The sequence below is a fragment of the Candidatus Williamhamiltonella defendens genome (assembly GCF_900699045.1).
Taxonomy (GTDB): Bacteria; Pseudomonadota; Gammaproteobacteria; order Enterobacterales; family Enterobacteriaceae; genus Hamiltonella; species Hamiltonella defensa_A.
The window spans coordinates 496,074-516,742 of record NZ_CAADHL010000001.1 but is presented as its reverse complement, the minus strand read 5'-3'; the positions used below and the strand labels follow the sequence as shown (position 1 = coordinate 516,742).

Here is a 20,669-nt window from a genome sequence, read left to right as displayed (position 1 = left end):
TTATTCCATAATGAAAAGAGGTTGGTCAAATTGAACAGGATGCGCATTTTCTATTAAAATGGCTTTAATGACTCCCGATTGATCCGCCTGAATTTGATTCATCATTTTCATAGCTTCTACTATACAAAGGGTATCGCCGATTGAAACTATTTGGCCGACTTCAACGAAGGGGCTGGCATCTGGGCTGGGGGTCCGATAAAAAGTGCCGACCATAGGGGAACGAATCATATGACCTTCAAGAGAGACAGCAGTTTCTTTCGTCTCTGGTTCAGAAATGACACTAGAATTTGTGGAATACTGCGCGGGTAGCATTGCTACTTTAGAAGTCGCTAATGACCGATTAATACGTATTGACTCTTCGCCCTGAGAAATGGCTAACTCCGAAATGTCGTGTTCTTCAACCAATTCAATCAATTTTTTAATTTTTCGAATATCCATAAATATTATTTTATACTCTGTTGATGGACGCAAAAGATGTAGATAAATGATTCACTACGGCCTGTAACGCACCATAATAACCGTCTACGACTAGACCATAAATGACATCAACCGTAATATCTGAAAATAAGAATGATGGTGAAAATGCTCATGGGCTACACATTAGACAGATGAATCTTAATAAACGGAATTTTGACAGCGAGCAAGGCATCGCGCAAGGCCATACTTGTATGTGTGAATGCTGCAGGGTTAATGAGAATAAAATCAACTTTATATTGATACGTATGAATTTTTTCTATTACCACATGCTCTGCATTTGATTGTAAATCAGATAATTGCCACCCGATTGTTTTAGTTTTTGCTGATAGTAGCTTGATCATTTTATTTAAACAGAAGCTTCCATATTGTTTTGGTTCGCTTAATCCCAACAAATTGAGATTTTGGCCATTTAATAGCAATATATGATATCTATTGAATGAAGTTGGCATGCAGACAAAATCTCCTATGATCAAAAAAAGTGTCTTTAAAATCGCCGATGCTAATATTTTTACTATCAAATTCCAGAGAGCGTTAAGCAATAAATGCTTTTTTGAAGCTTCATAAAAATAAATTAAAAACGCGCCTTTACTGCCTCCGATCATTTGTATGAAAGATCTTCACTATCTGGCTAGCTTAAACAAGAATCTGTGATAGATTGCCTGTAGATCAATGCTCTTTCAGGAACGATTTGTTAAAACCTGCTATCCGAAAGCTTTCTATGATAACCCCTAAGATTGCTTTAGAAGCAGAACGAATTAACTCGGCTATCCTGTGAGAAATGCTGCACTGATGGCGATACCTTTTTTGACAATTCCCATGGCTAGGATCGATCACAACATACTCTGCTAAAATCAAAGTCACGTAACTTATGACATGCTAGAGCAATATCTTTTGCTCTGTAATTGGGTTTTTTACCCACTCCGATTAGGACATAGCCATAAGGATTACCTAAAGTTTGATAAATGGTCAATCTCCTCTTTTTATGAGGGGAGAAAAAATATGGCCTGCACTGGACACACAAACATCGTCAATAGCAATAGAAATATTGCCATCCGTGCCATTTTAAAAACCGATAGGGCAAGATAGAGCAGAAGCTATCTGGCGATGGATCTGACTTTCAGTCGTACGTGCTCGCTCTTATAGCTCTCTCACTAATCAAGTCAGTAAGATACTGCCCCATGATAATATCTAAGAATGCAGTGGAGATAGGTAAATCCAAACGGTTAACATCTAAAAGCACTTTGCTGGATATTTCAACACTAAGATGCACCTGATAGGAGCTATATAGCAATGAATCAGAAATCATACCTTGCCGACCTTTGTAGTACGAGGCTTTTTAAAATAGGTCCGAATGACTATTTCTAATTGATTTTAATACTGCTCGCTTAATCTCTTCATTCGTATCGCGTATTCAATAACAGCATTAGAATAGTGAATAGATCAGGGGCCTATAATGACAAATAAACCTGGATCTCTACCTTCAAGCATTCTTTCTATACGTCTCCGACCGCCGATCACTTAGCTTGCTATTGCATCTGAAATAGGTAGTTTTTTTTAACTCTTTCTGTGAAATACGGCTGTTAATAGGCCGTTTCTTAGTCTGTCTGTTGACAGATGATGATTCTCTAAGAATTTTTATTCTCAGTATTCTATGATTATTATTCTGTGTGCAGTCAACCCTCGGTCTTGAAGCCACGGATATCAATCACGGTTTTCGAGCTAACTGTACGTTTGCTGTTATTGAACGTATTTCTTGATAATCGACACGAGAGATAAGCACAATTACTGTCAAAATTGAATTATTAAATAAGATGTGATTTTTCTCGAGTTTACCAAGCAATATGTTGTTTATGCTTGATCGTAAGCTGAACAAAATCTTGATAATTAATTCTCTTGGCCTCTTTTGGCATGAAAAATTGTAATCCACGAGCCATCAGATCTTCTTCTAAAATAAATACATTTGTTAATTCATGACATTTTAAAAAATAACTTTTATTTAACAAAGCAATTACCCCATCCTGCATAAAAAGCAGATCATCCTCCTTTGAAAGAAAACGAGAAAAGGCGAAGCAATCAGCTCTATAAGGCGAACGGCTTATAGTATATAACACGATTTTCATACCATTAAAATGTTAAACAAATATCATAATTCGCTAATTTTTTACGCAAACAAGCAGTAGATAAAACCTCTACATCGAGAACCCAATGTCTAAATTCTTTTAATCCTCGCTCTTTTAGTGAGCGCAAACAGATATAGCATTTTTTGACATCATACAGTGTTAAAACACCAAAGGTATCAATATAATTTCTTGCTAAAATCATTTCTGGTCTCTGATGGGGTAAAAGTTGTAAAACACCATCTGAAATAAAGAATACTCCTATGGTATTTTCTGGATTTTGAATTAATCCAGAAGTGGCGAGAAGAGCATCAAGCCCTTCTCTACCATTTGATGACCCATGCGGAGCTTGAGTAAAAATAAAAGCAATAGATTTCATGTTTTCTTTAAATTTAAAATTGGATCACTCTATCACAGGTTAACATATCTTCTACAAAAGCTGTTAAACCGCTTAGAGTAAACCCATTTTGTAAATTGTAAGAGGATGAATACGATTGAATTTGTTCTTGTTGCAGACACCCGACACCTCGACGTGATGCGGCTGAAATACAAACGTTAAGCATAATATGATGATCCAGTGCTAGTTGATGCCACGCTAGCACTAAATTAAACTCGTCACTAGCAGGTGCTACAAACCGATTTGCGTTAAAGACACCGTCTTGGTAAAAGAATATACTGATTAATCTATGTTTTGTATCTAATAACGCTTTTGCAAATTGATATGCACTACTTGCTTGTTCTGTACCATATGGAGGGCCTGTTACCAGTAAACAATAGCTTAATTTTTTCATTGATTTTAAACTAACTGTTTATCACAGTCAGTTTTTGAGCCGCCTATTTTATCTAATTTATTGCTTTGTGCCTTCAGATGGGTCTACTTTAGTTTCAGAAGCTGGTTTGATATCAAGTAATTCAACATCAAAGACCAAAGTAGAACCTGCAGGAATGGTAGAAATTGGATGTTTACCATAAGCAAGCTGTTGAGGTATCACTAATTTAATTTTCCCCCCCTTGCCGATTTTCTGCAGACCTTCTTTCCAACCCACGATAAGATTATTTAAAGGAATAGCAAGAGGCTCCCTACGCTTTATAGAATTATCAAACTCAGTGCCATCTATCAAAGATCCTATGTAATGAACAACGACAGTATCAGTATTTTTAGGCGCTTTACCATTACCTATCTTCTCAATTTTGTATAAAAGACCGCTCTGTGTTTTTTTTGTGCCTGTTTCTTTAGAGAATTGCTCACTATATTCACCGCCCTTTGATACATTTTTTTCAAAATCTTTTTCTATTTTTGCCTCGATCGCTGTTTTTACTTTTTCTTGAAAGAGGGTTAAAATTTTTTCTGTTTCTGCAGTCGTTAATTTATTTGTATTAGAGAATACGTCTTCTAGACCTTGCATTAACTCCTTTTTATCCAGATTAATCCCTAATTTTTCTTGTTCCTTCAAGTATCGGCCAAAAGAAGCACCCAATGCATAAGCATCTTGATTTTTATGATTCACCACTGGTGCTTTGGAAATCTCAGTTGCGAAGGCCTGTGTTATATTAAAGGTCAATGCTGTAGTAGTGGTAAATAAAAGAATTTTAAACAGTGATTGCATGCTTGTCTCCATAAAATGGCTAAATGAATATTTTACATCTTCTATTTCTTTGTTTAAAGAAGAGGCTTCTCACCCGATAACAAACACATTAATATAGCCTCGATGAGGGAGATAAAACAATAGAGCTAAATTTTGAAATTAAGTCTATTCTTAAGAAATATAAATTATTTATTTTAATAGATATTATCTTTTTATGAAAAAGTTTATTATATTAATTTCTTTGATATTATTTTTTGTTTCTTCTAATAGTGCATTCGCCATTATTCCTATAGAAGCAAATACTATTAGCTGTCAAAAAATGCCTGTTCTTCAATTACAATTAGACGATGATATTCAAGAAAATCGCAAAAATAAAAAAGAAATACGAGTCGCCATTTATCTCCCGCAAAATCCCCCCTTTAGTATTATGTTTGAATGTAAAAAATTTGAAGGTATTTCAGCAGATTATATGTTTTTAATCATACATTATCTTTATTAAAGCCTAAAATTCTACTCTACCCAAGCCGTCAGGAAGCGTGAGATGCACTGTCTGAAAGTTCATTAGATATGGTGATTAGTGATGCAGGTGAATTGGATAAAAATGAACATTTCAGTCACAGTGCAGATTTTATACCGAAGCATCTGGCGTTGGTATCTCGAAAAATGACCGATCCTAACCTATAGAAAAATAAAACTTCCATATGTTTAGCGTTATCACAAAATTATGTAGATCAAAATTGGCTTAAAATCAATTTTCCAACGCCAGCATTTCACGTTATACATCCGTTTATGACGCTACTTCTTCTGTTGCTTTTGGTGATAACGATTATTTTCTTGGTAATCTAGCTTCCGTTAATTTTTTATTGAAAGGGGTTAATACGGTTTTGCAATCCATTTTTACAATGCAATGTCAGAGTATTTTTTGTCAGTGGAGCCAAGATTTGATAACAGATATCGTCAATTCTCTTTATTATTGACAGAAAAAGAATAGATGGAGTCAATATAGACAGTAGAAAGTATTAGTGAATCCCCTATCCTATATAGTCTATTTACTTTTTTTGATGAATCATCAAAATTTCACGGTATTTCCGCCGATATTGTGGAATTAATTTATTTTTACGAACGGGGGGATTTTTACTAGCAAAGGTTAATTTTGACACTGAAATAATAAATTTGTTACAAAAGGGAAAGGGAATATCATTTCTGTTATTAGTTATAGTCATTCACGCAATAAAAAATTCTGCTGACCCGACCTTATTTGTCTTCGCTAACTATGTTAATCACTAGAGATACTCTAATCAGCGAAAATTTTTTATTAAACACTATCAAAGTGGCGGTGACATCTGGCATATATGTTATTGAATGGTTAAGAGTAAATTAACTAAAAATTATGTTAATTCCAATAGAAAATACCACCTTAGCCTTAGAAAGGCTTAAAAAAAATAAAGTGGATGGTGTTTTATATAATTTAATAGGCGCAAATTATATGATGGACTATTATGTGCGCGGTAAATTAAAAATAACGAAGTGTGTAAGCGAATTATTGTCTGTGATTTCTTTTGGTGTTAACCCTGATAATACGGAACTTAATAGTATTCTGCATGAGGCTTTGATCTATATCAGTTAGAGAGATATTTCACTTATTTGTAAACAAATTGCTAAGACGCTCCTGATAAAGCTATATAGCTAGAACTTGTATAGCACTGAATTTTATTTGTTAGCGGGGCTATTTAGTGTGTTAGTTCTTACCTCACTGATGTGGATGTATTATTTACAGCGAGAAATTTTGAGACGACACACCATTTCACTGAAATTACAAGAACAACTCACCCTTCTCGAAACCTTATTGAATAGTATTTCTATGCCTGTTTATGTCGTAGATCGTGATGAATATATCATCAATCGTAATCAAGTTTGGAATGTTTTTTGAACAAAAAATGGATTTGACTAAATTTCCTTGATCCTCTTTTGCATATCCCTTGTCAGCGGGCTATCCTTCATTGAAAACTATTCTTAAAAATATAGAAGAGATAAATCGCGCTATTTTGATACTTATTAAAAATAAAAGAGGAAAGCGAAAATAAATCACTTGATCCTCTTTCCAGATTATTAGATAATCTTACTCATTTTATCTATTTTCAATAGATTGCACTCTCTTACTACATAAAGGAAAAATTACAGCGTGCCCGTATTACACAATCGAATTTCCAATCAAAAACTGAAAGAAAAAATGCTGGCTGAAACCCAAGAACGTCAAACCCTTTCTTTTTATAAATATTTTGCTTTGGATAATCCCAATATGTTCCGTGATAAACTGTATAGTCAATGGAACCAACTCAGTGTTTTTGGTCGCGTTTATATTGCTAAAGAAGGTATCAATGCTCAAATTAGTGTACCTATTGATCATTATGATGATTTTAAGGTATCCCTTTTTAATGCGCATCCTGCATTAGAGCAAATACGCCTCAACACCGCTTTAGAAGATAACGGAATGTCTTTTTGGGTATTACGAATGAAAGTCCGACAACGTATTGTTGCCGACGGCATAGAAGATGAGACGTTTAATCCTGCTCATACAGGTCAGTACCTCAAGGCACACGAAGTCAATGAAATGATAAAAGATCCAGATGCCATTTTTGTGGATATGAGAAATCATTATGAATATGAAGTAGGCCATTTTAAAAATGCTATCAAAGTGCCTTCTGACACCTTTAGGGAACAGCTCCCCATGGCAGTTGATATGCTAAAAGAGGATAAGGAAAAAAAAATAGTACTTTATTGTACGGGCGGAATTCGTTGCGAAAAAGCCAGTGCTTATTTATTACATCATGGTTTTAAAAATGTGTATCACATTGAGGGCGGAATCATCGAATACGTTCGAATAGCAAAAAAAAAAGACTTACCTTTACATTTTGTCGGTAAAAATTTTGTCTTTGATGAAAGAATGGGAGAACGTGTTTCTGAAGAGGTTATTTCTCACTGTCATCAATGCGAGCAGTTTTGCGATACACATGTGAATTGTCACAATTCGGTTTGCCACTTGTTATTTATTCAGTGTGCTATTTGCAGTGAAAAATTTTCGGGTTGTTGCAGTACAAGCTGCCAAGAAAAATTAGAGTTCTTGCCAGAAGAACAGCGTTTGCGTCGTTCTGCTCGGGGTAATCATATAAAAATATTTAATAAATCAAAAGATGTTTTAGAAACTATTATGAATAAGTCAATAATACATCAGGGTAACAAAGAATGCTGATCCTCGCCTTCTTTTTTTACTTTTTTCTGGATCAGATGTTCTCGTTTCATCCCCAGCCTGAGAGCTAAGGCTGATGCGACATAAATAGAAGAAAGAGTTCCAATAGAGATGCCTATCAGCATAGTAAGAGAAAATCCGTGTAACATGGCACCCCCAAACAGATACAACATGAATACCACTATCAAGGTGATGGCTGAGGTCATAATGGTACGGCTTAATGTTTGTGTAAGGGAAACATTGATAATTTCATAGGATGTTCCTCGACGAATTTGACGAAAATTTTCTCGAATTCGATCAGAAACTACAATGCTATCATTTAAGGAATAGCCGATCACAGACATCAATGATGCAAGAATGGTTAAATCAATTTCGATTTTAAACAAAGATAATATACCTAACGTAATGATTACATCATGACCTAAAGCAAGTACGGTTCCTAATGCAAGACGCCACTCAAAACGCAGGCCCACATAAATGAGAATAGATAATAAAGCGACCAATAATGCCATACTTCCTGTTTGCGCCAATTCTGATCCTACACTGGGGCCGATACATTCTACTCGTTTTAGGGTCGTTTTTTGATTCGTTAATTGATCAATAATATTAATAATCTTTTGTCCGAGCTCTTGTATTGTAGTATTTTGTTTTGCCGACATGCGTATCATCAGGTCTCGAGTAGTACCAAAATTTTGCACAACAGGCTTTACCAGGCCAGCTATTTTCAATGCATCCCGTATTTGATCGAGCGGCACAGTTTGTTCCATAGTGATTTCGATAACCGTCCCTCCGGTAAAATCTAAACCCCAGTTAAAATCTCTGATGGAGATAATCAGAACGGCAGCAGTCATTAATACAAAGGAAATTCCAAAGGCCACATTGTCCCAACGCATAAAATTGTAGACTTTGCGAGCATAATTAAGTTGCTCAACAGTATAATTTTGTGACACTTGATATTCCTTCATGTAAATCAGTCAGATAGACAATTTATCTATACGCTTACCACCATAAAGCATGTTGACGATGGCGCGAGTTCCCAATATTGCCGTAAACATGGATGTGAGCACGCCAATGATTGTCGTAATCGCAAATCCTTTAATTGATCCCGTTCCTACAGCATAGAGAATAACAGCCGTGATCAGAGTAGTAATATTGGCATCAATAATACTGGAAAAAGCGCCTTTGTAACCTTGATGTATGGCTTGTTGAATCGAACGTGCATTTCTCAGATCTTCTTTGATTCTTTCATTAATGAGTACGTTGGCATCTACCGAAACGGCTAATGTTAAAACAATCCCAGCTATACCCGGCATTGTAAGTGTAACACCAGGTAGTAAAGACATCACACCTACAATCAATACTAAATTAACAAGCAAGGCAGTGCTTGCAATCACACCAAATTTGCGGTAGTAAACTACCATAAATAAAATAGAAGCGACCAAACCGGCTAAACAGGCATCTAGGCCTTGTGAAATATTTTGTGCCCCTAAAGTTGGGCCAATAGTGCGCTCTTTTACTATTTGAATAGGAGCAATCAAAGCACCTGCACGCAAGAGTAAAGCCAATTGGCGAGCTTCTAACGGTGTCCCAATGCCTGTGATCTGAAAACGTCCTCCAAAACGTGAGCTGATATTAGCGGTATTAATAACTTCTTCCTGTTTAACCAAAATAGGTCTTCCATTGATATCTTTATTACCACTGTCTTTGTACTCTACATATAAACTTGCCATCAATTTGCCAATGTTATCTTTCGTAAAGTTGGCCATAACGGCACTTCCTAAACTGTCAAGAGAAATATTGACCTGAGGGTGGTTATATTCATCAATGCCAAAAAAAGCATCTGTAATATGATCTCCAGTCATAATCACTTTTTTATATAAAGCAACAAGACGCCCATCTTTATCTTTTTTAATTTCAGTATCTGCAGGTACTCTTCCGATTTCTACAGCTTCAGGAGTCACTTTGGTATTGACTAGGTGGAATTCTAGACTGGCTGTTGCGCCTAATATTTCTTTAGCCCGAGCAGTATCTTGAATACCAGGTAATTCAACTACAATCCGATCTCCTTGTCTTTGAACTAGAGACTCTGCGACTCCGATTTGATTTACTCTATTACGTAAAATAGTCATGTTTTGTTGAACAGCATATTCACGTACTTCACGTAAACGATCCACTGTCATCAACGCTTTTAATTTGTTACCTCTATCAGCATTGATTAGCATATGCTTGTGTCTGGAAGAAAGATAAGACACCGCTGCATCACGTGATTTAGTGTCAGAAAAGTCAATTGCGATCCCATAATTATGGGTGCTATTTTGCTTCGTTATCTGTGTATAAGTGATATTTTTTTCTTGAAGTTCCTTGCGCAAGCTATCCATATTTTGTATTTGCAGTTTAGTTATGATTGCATCCATATCGACTTCCATTAAAAAATGAACGCCTCCACGGAGATCCAGCCCCAACTTCATTGGATCTGCGCCTAAAGCTCTCAGCCAAGTTGGTGTTGCTGGTGCTAAATTAAGAGCTACCACGTAGCTATCGCCCAAGATTGAAATCAATATATCACGTGCGGCTAACTGAATATTCGGATCTTTAAAACGTACCAGAATAGTGCCATTTTTTAATTCCATGGATTGGCTGGTAAGATGATTTTTTTTTAAAATATCATCTACTTGATTTAATATTAATTCACTTGCGGCATTCCCTCTAACGCCTGTAATCTGAACTGCAGGATCTTCACCGTAGAAATTAGGTAATGCATATAGAAAAGAAAGCAAGATGACAAAAATTAACATCAAGTACTTCCACAACGGATAGCAATTTAACACGGCAACTCCCTAAAAAAATAAAGGATTAGATTTTATAGCTCTGTATAGGGGTTTTAAAAATCTAAATTTGTTTGCCGTTTTAACAAAAAACGCATGTTATTCGACAAAACACGCTTTACTGGCATCGAAAATAAAATTTTATGATGAACTGGATAAGTTTTTCATCGTGCCTTTAGGTAAAACAGCAGCCACAAAATCACGTTTAATAATCACTTCAGTTATATCATTCAGAGACATCACAATGTAACCTGTTTCTGTGACTTTATTGACATGACCTACTAAACCCCCTGTTGTTAAAACTTCATCTCCCTTGCTGATGGAAGCCATCAGTTTTTTATGATCTTTGGTCCTTTTTTGCTGTGGGCGCCAAATTATAAAATAAAAAATAAAACCAAATATAAGGAGCATAATAATCAAAGAATAGGGATTTCCTTGAGGCGCTTCTGATGTAGAAGCAAAAGCTTGTGAAAAAATATTCATACAAATATCCTGATGATAAAATTAATATTGCAATATTCCTCGCTTCTCTTGCTGTTTAAAAACAAGGATCCTACAGTATTCAAACTGTTATTCCTTATTATACTTTGGTCAATTAGAATTAAAACTAATATTCACCATTTATCTCACTTATGAAATAGAAATGCCGATTTTTTTGTAAAATTTTTCAACTACGCACTTCAGTCTTGCTTCATAAATGGCATGACGTCAGTCGGCCATTAAACGTTGGTAGTAGCGTACATTATGTATGCTATTAAGACGGGCACCGAGTATTTTATTACAGAGAGCAAGATGATGTAGATAAGTGCGACTATAGTGGCGGCAGGTGTAACAATCACAGCTGGGATCAAGAGGCGATATGTCTATATTGTATCGAGTATTGCGAATTGTTATTACTCCATGTGTAATAAAAAGATATCCATTGAGGGCATGTTAGTAGGCATTACATAATTAAACATATCGATGCCCCGCCTAATCCCTTCGACTAAATTTTCTAGTTTTCTAACGCCCATTAGATATCGAGGTTTATTGTCATGGATCCGTGGACACAAAAAATCGAGAACACGATAGATTTCTTCTTTAGGCTCTCTTACGGTAAGGCCACTATAGCATAGTTATCAAACCCGATTTATAACACGCCTTGTAAAGAGGTTTCACGCAATTCAAGCGACAAGCCCACTTGAATAATGCCAAACAGCATATTTTTATTGTTCAGATTGTTAAAGTGTTAATGGCTGCGATTTGCCCATCTTAATGATATCTCTATCGAACTTTTCATGTAGCTTAGGTCGGAAAGATAAGAATGGTATTCATCAAACACCATCACAATGTCTGAGCCTAAATTCAATTGAATTTCCATATATTTTCTGGGCTTAGGAATATCTAACTCCCGTTTAAAGGATGCCGAAATGAGACCCCTTTTCTTCTCTCTTCAATTTTACGCATGGAATTTAAACTAAAAACTTGAAATCATCCTTAATCGGTGAGGGTGGGTCCGTACCACTGTATAAGATTATGTAAATTACTATGTAATTTGAGCACGTTTTGTTCTGGGCGTAACCAAAGATGAAAGGTATTGCCAAGATAATATGGGCACCGGTTTCTGTGATTGCATCTGGAGTCACCAATTTAACAGAATCATCAGTGCCTACAGGAATAAAGTCAGTAGTGTCTAACCAGACCTCGTGCAAAGGATCAGTTTTCCAAGACGGGTGTGTCCATCAGTTTTTTGGAGTTAATATTTTACATGTTATCCTGTGTTAGTTTTTAGATTTTAGGTCTAATCTATTTTTCACTCTATTTTCTTGAGCAGCCTTCGTATTATGAGTAATGAATATGGCGTCTCCATAGCTGAAAACAATGTTTTTAATCAATAGCTTTTTGATAAGCCCGTAGGTGTATTTTGATTGCTCGCAAAGGCACAAACTAACATAATTCGAGTCGATTTTGGCAAATGAAAATTTGTGATCAAGGTATCCATAATTTTATACTAATAGCCAGAGTATATAAAAATGAAGGTTTCTCCTGAAAAGGCGTTAAAAAGAAATTTTTCGTTTTTTAATCAGCGGTTTCTAGCAAACGAACGGAACTAGTTCCTACCGCTACTACTCTTTTTCCTCTGGGTTTGCAGGCTAATACCGCATTGACGACTTTTTGACTAACTTCTGCATATTCTGAATGCATGATATGCTCAGTAATATTATCTGTTTTCACGGGTTGAAAAGTCCCTACGCCACAAACATATAAGGTCACAAAAGCGGTTTCAATTCCACAGGATTTTAGCGTGTTTAAAAGTGGGTTATCAAAATGAAGATCCGCCGTAGGCGCAGTCACGGCACCTAAATGTTGATCATAAACGGTTTTGATATAATTCGTGATCTTTTGGTTCATCAACTCGAGAAATATAAGGAGGTAAAGGAATATGAGCTATGCTTTGTAAAAGCATTAAGACGTCTTTCCGAACGTTAAAACGCAATTCAAAAAAAGAAGCATGACCAAGTTATTAAAGTTACCGGAATGTTCGCTGTATTGCCTAATAAAAACTAAGCACCTAATTTTGGTTTTTAAGAAGATTTAAGATGAACCAAAACGCGATTAGGGCTCAATATTCTTTCTAGATTTCTAATTTTTAACGCTGTGATTAAAGTCAAACACCTGTACGGGAATCACGCGGGTATTATGAAGGACCCAAAAGCGTCCTGTTCGAGTTGGTAGAGCAAGTCCGTAAAAACCCTGCTATCATGGTTCTTTTTTCTCCATTTAAACAAAGCAAGTGGGAGCCACTACGTTTTTATAAGAGATACTGTGCTACTAACGATTCAGGTAAGTTAAAAAATCAGATAAACATATTTTTAAATTTCAGTGTTAAATAACAATGAGTTTAATTTAAAAATATCACAATAAATTCATAAACTTTTTTGAAAGACTTATTTTTATTTTTGATACAAAATAATTTTTTAAAAAATTGGATTATTCGCTCTTTTTAAATATTTTCGCTTAAAATAGGGTTAATAAGTCTAAAGCTAGCCGGCTTAAGCCGAAAGAAAAGATGAATTAGATAGAACCATTTACATAAAATGCGAATATCGATCGCAAAAAACTCTTTTTTATTTTATTTTCATTCACTAAACGTCTTTGACTAAAGAACCCTTGTCTTCATTTGGTTCTGAAAAAAGTCGATAGATTATCATCAGGAATTTTAATATGACTTTAGTAACTTATATTGCTCCCGATTTTACAGCACCCGCCGTATTAGAAAACGGAGAAGTGACCGAAAATTTTAACTTTTGGTCTTATATCAAAGATAAACCGTGTGTTTTATTTTTTTGGCCAATGGATTTCACGTTTGTATGTCCTTCAGAACTCATTGCTTTTCATGAACGTATTGAAGCATTTAAAAATCGCAATACTAAACTGGTCGGGGTCTCTTTAGATTCTCATTTTGTTCACAAGCAGTGGCGAAACACCCCTATCGAGAAAGGCGGGATCGGAAAGGTATCTTATCCTTTGGTAGCTGACATAAAAAGAGAGATTCAAAAAGGGTATGGCATTGAGCATCCAGAAGCTGGTGTTGCTCTCCGTGCTTCGTTTTTGATTGACGAAAATCGAGTGATACGACATCAGGTTGTCAATGATCTTCCTCTAGGGCGTAATGTCGATGAGATGCTGCGCATGATTGATGCCCTTGCATTTCATCAAACTCATGGAGAGGTTTGCCCCGCGCAGTGGGAAGCAGGGAAATCAGGAATGCAAGCTTCCAGTGATGGCGTCGCAAAATATCTGTCTGAACATTTTTCTGATCTCAAAAGATCATCAACAAAATTATAAAATGCAGTGGTTATCATTTGTGTTTTTTGGCAAAAACAATCTTTCAGTCTCTTCAGAAGACTAACCCCTCTATTAACCTATTTTTAGGAGATAAACGAATATGAAGCTGCGACTGATCGGGTGGATTTGTACTAGTTTATTATTAGCAGGTTGTAACCATTCTTATTCTTCAACTTAAAGACATCCGAAAAGTTCTGGGAAACCTCAATTATTAAGTGGTGTAGAAAAGTTTAATAGATCAATGTTTGATTTGAATTATCGAATTTTGAATTCTCATTTGACTCAGCCTTCGGCTGTTTTTTGGAAGAATTATGTTCCACAATCTGCACGTAATAGCTTAAGTAATCTCGAAGAACCTGTTAGTATGGTTAATGTGCTTTTAGTAGCTAATCCATATAAAGCCATGCAATATTTTAGTCGATTTTTTAAACACATTTTTAGGAATATGCAGTTTAATTGATATTGCCAGTATAGCGCATCCGCAACTGGCAAAAGAATTTCATTATCGTCTTCGTTCTGTATGAGGCCATTACCATGCCGGTTACGGTCCTTATTTTATTTTTCCAGTTTATGGCATTTTTACTTTTCGTGAAGATACATGGCAATAGGTAGGCACCCCGTATCCTTTGCTTCGTTATGTAACGCACTGGACATTAGCTGGAAAATGTGTGCTCCAATGGATAGCAACCCGTGCTAGATTACTCAATTCCGACGGTTTATTGATGAATTCATCAGATCCTTATTCTATGATAGAGAAAGCATATTTTTAGAGTTATGATTTTTTGGCGCACGGAGGAATATTAAAACCAGAGATAAATCCGAATGCGAAAGCAATTGCAGATGATTTGTAAAATATTAATTCGCCTTAAATAAGTGTAGCGCAAATATCTACCAGACTGGTTTATAAAAGGATTCATAAAAATACGATGTAAAATCATAGTCAGTAGTAGACCTTCATAGAAGGTCTACTACTGATTTTATTAAAAAGTAAATGACCAAAAAGGTTTTTAGGTTCCCATGTCAGATCGGTGTAAAATATATTATCAATCCCTATATTTTTTTGTAAAAATTTTTATTAAAAGTAAATTAATCCCTAAAAATTTTGTGCCTGATTCAGGCCTTGATTCTTCATCTCCTATCTTTTATATCTTATCTTCCCGTTCTAAAATAGATTTGATCATTTTAAGAGAAGAATCCTTAAAACAGGGGTTACCCGATCCATTGACACCATTAAAGATAGATGAGATACAGATTCCTAGATATCTTTTCATTGATGATATCAATGAACCCCACGGTCATACTACATCATCTGTCGAAACACTTTTTTCCCATTATCTTGGTTTGTATTCCAAAAATTTAACACTAGATATCACGATATTGCCAGTGTCAGTCATGATCGGAAGACGTCCTATTTCCATTTTTCAAAACCGAAAAACAAACTTGCTCAAAAAATTTTTTACCGTCTTCTGGTTAGGCCGAGATAGCTTTGTACATTTTTCCAATCCCATCTCATTATCGCGAATTATCAACGCTCATAGCAAAGATCTCCGCATCATCTATAAATTGGCCCGAGTAGCTCGAATACATTTTTTTCGTCAATATTTATCGAGTGTGGGTCGGGCTTTACCTTCTCATTCTGATCTTTTTAAAAAATTATTTTCTTCTGAAACCATCGAAAAAGCACTTTTAGACGAAGCACGTTCAAAAAAAATATCGCATCAAAAAGCGCATGATAATGCGCTGAGGTTGATGAAAGAAATTGCGTCTCAGGTATCTTATGAAACCATACGCCTTTCTGATCGTGTATTGGGGTGGATGTGGAATCGTTTTTATCAAGGCATTCATGTGCACAACGCGGCTTGCGTACGTCAGCTGGCGTACAAAGGACACAGTATTGTTTATGTTCCTTGCCATCGTAGTCATATGGATTACTTATTGCTTTCTTATGTTCTCTATTATGAGGGATTGGCTACCCCCCATATTGCGGCGGGCATCAATCTGAATTTTTGGCCCGCGGGAGCTATTTTTCGTCGCTTAGGCGCTTTTTTTATTCGACGTAATTTTAAAGGAAACAAACTGTATTCAACGATATTTCGTGCATATTTAGATGAACTTTTTACAGGCTCCTATCCTGTAGAATATTTTATTGAAGGTGGACGTTCTCGTACTGGCCTGCTCCTTGAACCTAAAACAGGCAGCTTATCCATGACCATTCAAGCCATGTTAAGGGACATCTCTCCCTCAATTACATTGATTCCTGTTTATATTGGCTATGAACATGTCATAGAAGTATTGAGCTATACCAAAGAATTAAGGGGAGAGCGTAAAAAAAAGGAAAATTTTTTGCAAATGATAGGGGGACTACGTCAATTGCGTCATCTGGGTCAAGGGTATGTTAATTTTGGTGAGCCTATTCAATTGAAAATTTATCTCGATAAAAATGTTCCTAATTGGCGCGAATCTATTAGACCGATTGATAAAATTGAAGCAACACGACCTCATTGGTTGGCCTATACCGTCAAAGATTTAGCCTATCAAATCATGATCAACATTAATCATGCAGCGGCCATTAACGCTATTAATCTTTGTTCAACCGCTTTACTAGCGTCAGAGAACCAGACATTGACACGTCCAGAGCTAATTGAACAGTTGAATTGTTATTTACAACTTATTCGCCATTCTCCGCACAATCAATACAGCTCTGTGCTAGAGCAAATGCCGGAAGAGTTACTAGATCATGCACTTCATATGAATAAATTTGTCGTTCAAAAAAATTATCCTCATGAGAGGATCTGCTTGCCTAAAGAACAGGTACCTTTGATGAGATATTATCGTAATAACATTCAACATCTCTTGATCTTGCCTTCTTTGATCGCAACGACGGTGCTTTGTCATCATAATATCAGCCGTCAAGAAATTATAAGACAAATTACTCTGTTATATCCTATTTTTAAAATTCGTTGGTTTCTTTATTACAGCGAGAAACAGTTGCTAGAGGAATTAAATTTATTGATGGACGAATTAATTCGTCAAAAATGCTTTGAAAACAAAAACCATCACTTCGTTGTAAACTTATCATCAGACATGAAGTCATTAAAAATACTTGCATCTGGAATTAAAGAAATATTACAACATTACAGCATTATTTTTTTTCTTCTCACTGTTTACCCTGATATTGACAGAAAATCATTAGAAAAAGAAAGCAGGGCGATGGCAAAACATCTCTGTATATTAGAAAACATGCCATTGGCAGAATTTTTTAATTCTTCTATTTTTTCAGGCCTACTGACTCTCCTATTTGAAAAAAGAGGAAAAATAGTCTCTAACGACTACTCTGCTCAGAAAAACATCGAAGAAATTTTTAATATATTAAAGGGTCTCATCTCTTCTCAAATGCTCTCTGTAATGCAAGAAAATTTGCGCCTTAAAAAGGAATGGGTCACTTATAAAAATAAAATAACCGATTAGTCATCGTGGTGAGCGAGTATTCCGAGAAGCCTCCTGATTACGCGCGCCCGTATAACGTCTATGATGACGTTGCAAACGTTTTGGATGAGGCAAGTTTGTTAGTAAGGCTTCCTTATTATACTCACTTTTTGGAATACGGTGACCAGTGCAGGCTTCGATAGCAGATAAATGCGATGCAAACGCCTCACAAGACAGACTGATTGCATAGCATTTTTCCCCAGACCTGCCAGTAAGATTAATACGGTGAATATAATCTTCGACATCTTCTGGCAGATCATAATTAAAAACGTGACTCACTTTCGGAATATGTAGACCTCGTGCAGCTATATCGGTGGCAACTAAAATATCTAAATACCCTTTTGAAAAATCATCTAAAATTTTAATACGCTTTCTCTGTGCCACATCCCCCGTTAAAAGCCCAACTCTATGACCATCTGCCACCAAATGGCCCCAAATATCTTCACAGCGTTGTTTCGTATTAGCAAAAATAATACAACGATCAGGCCATTCTTCTTCAATTAAAGTCTGTAATAATGGCATTTTATCTTCATTAGAAGGATAAAAAAGCTCTTCTTGAATTTGAGATCCGCTTTTTTGTGATGGTTCTACTTCAATATATTCCGGATGATTCATCTGTTCATAAGATAATTCTCTTACTCGATAAGAAAGAGTCTCAGAAAACAACATATTTAACCGTTTTTCTGCAGGAGGCATACGGCGAAATAACCAACGTATATCTTTTATAAATCCTAAATCATACATACGATCAGCTTCATCTAGCACTATTACCTGGAGGGCGTTCAAATGAATAAAATTTTGTTTTGCATAATCAATGATACGAACTGGGGTCCCTATCAAAATATCTACGCCACTTTCTAATATTTTCAGTTGTTTATCATAGCCATCTCCTCCATAAGCTAAACCCATTTTGAGAGATGTAAACTGAGATAAAGTCTCTGCATCAGTATAAATTTGTATTGCCAGCTCACGGGTAGGTACCATGATGAGCGCGCGGGGCTGTTCGCACCGCCTTGTTTCATCGGAGGCGTTTGTTAGTAAATAATTAAAAACAGAGGCTAAAAAAGCCAGTATCTTTCCTGTCCCTTCTTGTGCTTGAACAGCAACATCACGCCCAGCAAGAGTAATAGGCAATGATAAAGTTTGAATGGGAGTACAATGATAAAAGCCTTGATTTTCAATAGCTTTTATAACTAAAGGATGAAGGGTAAAGTCTGAAAATTTCTGATCTGTCAAATGTGTCTTATTCATAATATGATAAAGTATCAGTTGCATATTGCTTTAATGAGGTTAATCCTGTGTAATTTAGGATGATTAAGCGAATAAATTTATAAAATAACTAATGATAGTTTTGGGAGAATACATGAGTAAGGAAATTATACAGCTAAGTGACAAAAGTTTCGATCAAGATGTACTTAAGGGTGATGGATTTATTTTAGTTGATTTTTGGGCACAGTGGTGCGGGCCTTGCAAAATAATTGCCTCTATTTTAGAGGAAATTTTTAACGAATATGTGAATAAAATTACGATCACAAAATTAGAAATTGATACTAATCCAAATACCACACAAAAATATGGTATCCGTAGCATTCCGACGTTATTACTTTTTAAAGAAGGAAAACTGATTGACACGAAAGTAGGCGCTGTGTCTAAACATCAATTAAAAATTTTTTTAGACAAGCATATTGTAAATTGTATTAATTAATCAATTAAGCTGTATATACTTTCATTGTCATAGGATTTAGATAACCTATAACTCAACTTTAGATTTCCAATGAAATAAAACCCTCTATTTTTGAGAGGACCTATATTTATAGCGGATATTTAGAAAAAATTAAAGTCGCATTAGTGCCCCCAAAACCGAAACTATTCGACATCACTGTATTGATTTCTAATTCTTTCATTTCAGTCACGACATTCATACCCACTGCTTCTGGAACAAGAGTCTCGATGTTAATACTGGGGGCAATAAAATTATGTTTTGACATCAGTAAACTGTAAATAATTTCATGCACCCCTGCTGCTCCCAAGGAGTGACCTGTCATGGATTTTGTCGAGGAAAAAAACGGAGCGGGATGACCGAAAACACTTCTAATCGCTTCTAGCTCTTTGATATCGCCAATCGGGGTAGAGGTACCATGTACGTTAATATAATCGATGGTCAATTTAAGGCCTTTCTTAGCCATTTTCATACAACGAGCGGCACCTTCACCAGACGGGGCGACCATATTATCGCCATCCGACGTGGCGCCATAACCCACTATCTCTCCATAAATAGGCGCCTGGCGAGAGAGCGCATGTTCAAGCTCTTCGACCACCACCATACCGCCGCCTCCCGCAATCACAAAACCATCACGGTTTTTATCATACGATCGAGACGCTTTTTCTGGTGTTGCATTATATTGAGTAGAAAGTGCCCCCATAGCGTCAAATTCACAGGCCATTTCCCAACATAATTCTTCTGCTCCACCAGCAAAAACAATGTCTTGTTTTCCTAATTGAATAAGTTCTAATGCATGACCCACACAATGAGCAGACGTAGCACAGGCTGAGCTAATCGAATAATTTACTCCTTTAATTTTAAAAGGAGTCGCCAAACATGCGGAAACACCGGATGCCATGGCTTTAGTCACCATATAAGGGCCGACTCCTCTTAAACCATTCATGCGCATTTTATCGGATCCCGCCACCTGATTTTTAGGCGAACCTCCCCCTGAACCCACGACCAATCCTATCCGCTCGTTTGAGGAAATATCAAAATTATTTAAATCGGCATCCTCAATACTTTGTTGCATAGCGAGATAGGCATAAATTGAAGCATCACTCATAAAACGCGAAATTTTTCGATCAATCATACCCGTGCTATCGAGTTTCACATTACCCCAGACATGGCTTTTCATGCCTGAATTTTTAAATTCTTCAGAGAAAGTTATCCCGGAACGTCCAGCGTATAAAGACGACAGGACCTCCTTTTTATCGTTACCTATACTGGAAATAATACCCAAGCCAGTAACCACTGCACGTTTCATTCAATACCTCGTGTAGACTTTATCATAAGCTTCAGACTGCGTAGCGCACTTTAACGTACAGTTGTAAGCTCAAC

The 20,669-nt window shown here is 36.2% G+C and carries 18 protein-coding genes and 4 pseudogenes; 8 read left to right on the top strand and 14 right to left on the bottom strand.

Features of this window, described 5'->3' with window-relative positions; genetic code table 11:
- From accB to fkpA, 7 genes and pseudogenes are all read right to left on the bottom strand, one after another.
- On the bottom strand, positions 1-438 hold the full coding sequence (accB, locus tag CICURV3402_RS02375; protein ID WP_158379669.1) for an acetyl-CoA carboxylase biotin carboxyl carrier protein: 438 nt from the start codon (positions 436-438) through the stop codon (positions 1-3).
- A gap of 10 nt (positions 439-448) precedes the next feature.
- Positions 449-926, bottom strand: a pseudogene (locus CICURV3402_RS02370) (type II 3-dehydroquinate dehydratase).
- Positions 927-1,143: 217 nt separating this feature from the next.
- The gene (locus CICURV3402_RS07525) at positions 1,144-1,311 is read right to left on the bottom strand and encodes a hypothetical protein (protein WP_407079063.1); all 168 of its coding nucleotides are present in this window, start codon (positions 1,309-1,311) and stop codon (positions 1,144-1,146) included.
- A 995-nt stretch (positions 1,312-2,306) separates the two neighbouring features.
- Positions 2,307-2,597, bottom strand: a complete 291-nt coding sequence (tusB, locus tag CICURV3402_RS02360) for a sulfurtransferase complex subunit TusB (RefSeq protein WP_235667596.1) — start codon at positions 2,595-2,597, stop codon at positions 2,307-2,309.
- A 4-nt stretch (positions 2,598-2,601) separates the two neighbouring features.
- On the bottom strand, positions 2,602-2,973 hold the full coding sequence (gene tusC, locus CICURV3402_RS02355; RefSeq protein ID WP_158379667.1) for a sulfurtransferase complex subunit TusC: 372 nt from the start codon (positions 2,971-2,973) through the stop codon (positions 2,602-2,604).
- Positions 2,974-2,986: 13 nt separating this feature from the next.
- Positions 2,987-3,385, bottom strand: a complete 399-nt coding sequence (gene tusD, locus CICURV3402_RS02350; RefSeq protein WP_158379666.1) for a sulfurtransferase complex subunit TusD — start codon at positions 3,383-3,385, stop codon at positions 2,987-2,989.
- Between the two features lie 57 nt (positions 3,386-3,442).
- Positions 3,443-4,201 carry an FKBP-type peptidyl-prolyl cis-trans isomerase gene (gene fkpA / locus CICURV3402_RS02345; RefSeq protein ID WP_158379665.1) on the bottom strand — a complete coding sequence of 253 codons (759 nt, stop codon included), beginning with the start codon at positions 4,199-4,201 and terminating at the stop codon, positions 3,443-3,445.
- Between the two features lie 193 nt (positions 4,202-4,394).
- Here fkpA and CICURV3402_RS02340 point away from each other — a divergent pair, with 193 nt between their 5' ends.
- The 4 genes from CICURV3402_RS02340 to trhO all read left to right on the top strand — a co-directional run bounded on the left by CICURV3402_RS02340 (position 4,395) and on the right by trhO (position 7,430).
- Positions 4,395-4,679, top strand: a complete 285-nt coding sequence (locus CICURV3402_RS02340; protein ID WP_158379664.1) for a hypothetical protein — start codon at positions 4,395-4,397, stop codon at positions 4,677-4,679.
- 891 nt (positions 4,680-5,570) lie between these two features.
- Positions 5,571-5,807: a type 2 periplasmic-binding domain-containing protein gene (locus tag CICURV3402_RS02335; protein WP_158379663.1), complete on the top strand. Its 237-nt coding sequence runs from the start codon at positions 5,571-5,573 to the stop codon at positions 5,805-5,807.
- A 108-nt stretch (positions 5,808-5,915) separates the two neighbouring features.
- Positions 5,916-6,110 (top strand): hypothetical protein, encoded by a 195-nt coding sequence (locus CICURV3402_RS02330; protein ID WP_158379662.1) that lies wholly within the window; start codon positions 5,916-5,918, stop codon positions 6,108-6,110.
- A 252-nt stretch (positions 6,111-6,362) separates the two neighbouring features.
- Positions 6,363-7,430 carry an oxygen-dependent tRNA uridine(34) hydroxylase TrhO gene (trhO, locus tag CICURV3402_RS02325; protein WP_158379661.1) on the top strand — a complete coding sequence of 356 codons (1,068 nt, stop codon included), beginning with the start codon at positions 6,363-6,365 and terminating at the stop codon, positions 7,428-7,430.
- Here the strand turns inward: trhO and secF are convergent.
- From secF to queA, 5 genes and pseudogenes are all read right to left on the bottom strand, one after another.
- Entirely contained in the window at positions 7,409-8,377 is a 969-nt protein-coding gene (gene secF / locus CICURV3402_RS02320; RefSeq protein ID WP_158379660.1) for a protein translocase subunit SecF, read from the bottom strand. The two genes, trhO and secF, sit on opposite strands and share 22 nt — an antisense overlap.
- Before the next feature lie 24 nt (positions 8,378-8,401).
- Positions 8,402-10,255: a protein translocase subunit SecD gene (gene secD, locus CICURV3402_RS02315; RefSeq protein ID WP_158379659.1), complete on the bottom strand. Its 1,854-nt coding sequence runs from the start codon at positions 10,253-10,255 to the stop codon at positions 8,402-8,404.
- A gap of 138 nt (positions 10,256-10,393) precedes the next feature.
- Positions 10,394-10,735, bottom strand: a complete 342-nt coding sequence (gene yajC / locus CICURV3402_RS02310) for a preprotein translocase subunit YajC (protein ID WP_158379658.1) — start codon at positions 10,733-10,735, stop codon at positions 10,394-10,396.
- A 147-nt stretch (positions 10,736-10,882) separates the two neighbouring features.
- Positions 10,883-11,951 (bottom strand): annotated as a pseudogene (gene tgt, locus CICURV3402_RS02305) (tRNA guanosine(34) transglycosylase Tgt).
- Positions 11,952-12,012: 61 nt separating this feature from the next.
- Positions 12,013-13,085 (bottom strand): annotated as a pseudogene (gene queA, locus CICURV3402_RS07330) (tRNA preQ1(34) S-adenosylmethionine ribosyltransferase-isomerase QueA); the annotation flags it as partial.
- Positions 13,086-13,456: 371 nt separating this feature from the next.
- Here queA and CICURV3402_RS02295 point away from each other — a divergent pair.
- From CICURV3402_RS02295 to plsB, 3 genes and pseudogenes are all read left to right on the top strand, one after another.
- On the top strand, positions 13,457-14,080 hold the full coding sequence (locus tag CICURV3402_RS02295) for a peroxiredoxin C (RefSeq protein WP_158379657.1): 624 nt from the start codon (positions 13,457-13,459) through the stop codon (positions 14,078-14,080).
- A 100-nt stretch (positions 14,081-14,180) separates the two neighbouring features.
- Positions 14,181-14,931: pseudogene (locus CICURV3402_RS02290) on the top strand (MlaA family lipoprotein).
- Positions 14,932-15,097: 166 nt separating this feature from the next.
- The gene (gene plsB / locus CICURV3402_RS02285) at positions 15,098-17,548 is read left to right on the top strand and encodes a glycerol-3-phosphate 1-O-acyltransferase PlsB (RefSeq protein WP_158379656.1); all 2,451 of its coding nucleotides are present in this window, start codon (positions 15,098-15,100) and stop codon (positions 17,546-17,548) included.
- On the opposite strand, the gene rhlB is transcribed toward plsB, so the two are convergent.
- Positions 17,549-18,817, bottom strand: a complete 1,269-nt coding sequence (gene rhlB / locus CICURV3402_RS02280) for an ATP-dependent RNA helicase RhlB (protein ID WP_158379655.1) — start codon at positions 18,815-18,817, stop codon at positions 17,549-17,551. It lies immediately after the preceding gene.
- A 112-nt stretch (positions 18,818-18,929) separates the two neighbouring features.
- On the opposite strand from rhlB, the gene trxA reads away from it, so the two are divergent.
- Positions 18,930-19,271, top strand: a complete 342-nt coding sequence (gene trxA, locus CICURV3402_RS02275) for a thioredoxin TrxA (RefSeq protein ID WP_158379654.1) — start codon at positions 18,930-18,932, stop codon at positions 19,269-19,271.
- A gap of 106 nt (positions 19,272-19,377) precedes the next feature.
- On the opposite strand, the gene fabB is transcribed toward trxA, so the two are convergent.
- Positions 19,378-20,595: a beta-ketoacyl-ACP synthase I gene (gene fabB / locus CICURV3402_RS02270; RefSeq protein ID WP_158379653.1), complete on the bottom strand. Its 1,218-nt coding sequence runs from the start codon at positions 20,593-20,595 to the stop codon at positions 19,378-19,380.
- Between the last annotated feature and the right edge of the window lie 74 nt (positions 20,596-20,669).

What these genes read in the sequence shown, in the direction of transcription:
- accB (WP_158379669.1), bottom strand. Translation starts at nt 438, where the DNA reads ATGGATATTCGAAAAATTAAAAAATTGATTGAATTGGTTGAAGAACAC.
- tusB (WP_235667596.1), bottom strand. Translation starts at nt 2,597, where the DNA reads ATGAAAATCGTGTTATATACTATAAGCCGTTCGCCTTATAGAGCTGAT.
- tusC (WP_158379667.1), bottom strand. Translation starts at nt 2,973, where the DNA reads ATGAAATCTATTGCTTTTATTTTTACTCAAGCTCCGCATGGGTCATCA.
- tusD (WP_158379666.1), bottom strand. Translation starts at nt 3,385, where the DNA reads ATGAAAAAATTAAGCTATTGTTTACTGGTAACAGGCCCTCCATATGGT.
- fkpA (WP_158379665.1), bottom strand. Translation starts at nt 4,201, where the DNA reads ATGCAATCACTGTTTAAAATTCTTTTATTTACCACTACTACAGCATTG.
- CICURV3402_RS02340 (WP_158379664.1), top strand. Translation starts at nt 4,395, where the DNA reads ATGAAAAAGTTTATTATATTAATTTCTTTGATATTATTTTTTGTTTCT.
- CICURV3402_RS02335 (WP_158379663.1), top strand. Translation starts at nt 5,571, where the DNA reads ATGTTAATTCCAATAGAAAATACCACCTTAGCCTTAGAAAGGCTTAAA.
- yajC (WP_158379658.1), bottom strand. Translation starts at nt 10,735, where the DNA reads ATGAATATTTTTTCACAAGCTTTTGCTTCTACATCAGAAGCGCCTCAA.
- CICURV3402_RS02295 (WP_158379657.1), top strand. Translation starts at nt 13,457, where the DNA reads ATGACTTTAGTAACTTATATTGCTCCCGATTTTACAGCACCCGCCGTA.
- plsB (WP_158379656.1), top strand. Translation starts at nt 15,098, where the DNA reads ATGTCAGATCGGTGTAAAATATATTATCAATCCCTATATTTTTTTGTA.
- rhlB (WP_158379655.1), bottom strand. Translation starts at nt 18,817, where the DNA reads ATGAATAAGACACATTTGACAGATCAGAAATTTTCAGACTTTACCCTT.
- trxA (WP_158379654.1), top strand. Translation starts at nt 18,930, where the DNA reads ATGAGTAAGGAAATTATACAGCTAAGTGACAAAAGTTTCGATCAAGAT.
- fabB (WP_158379653.1), bottom strand. Translation starts at nt 20,595, where the DNA reads ATGAAACGTGCAGTGGTTACTGGCTTGGGTATTATTTCCAGTATAGGT.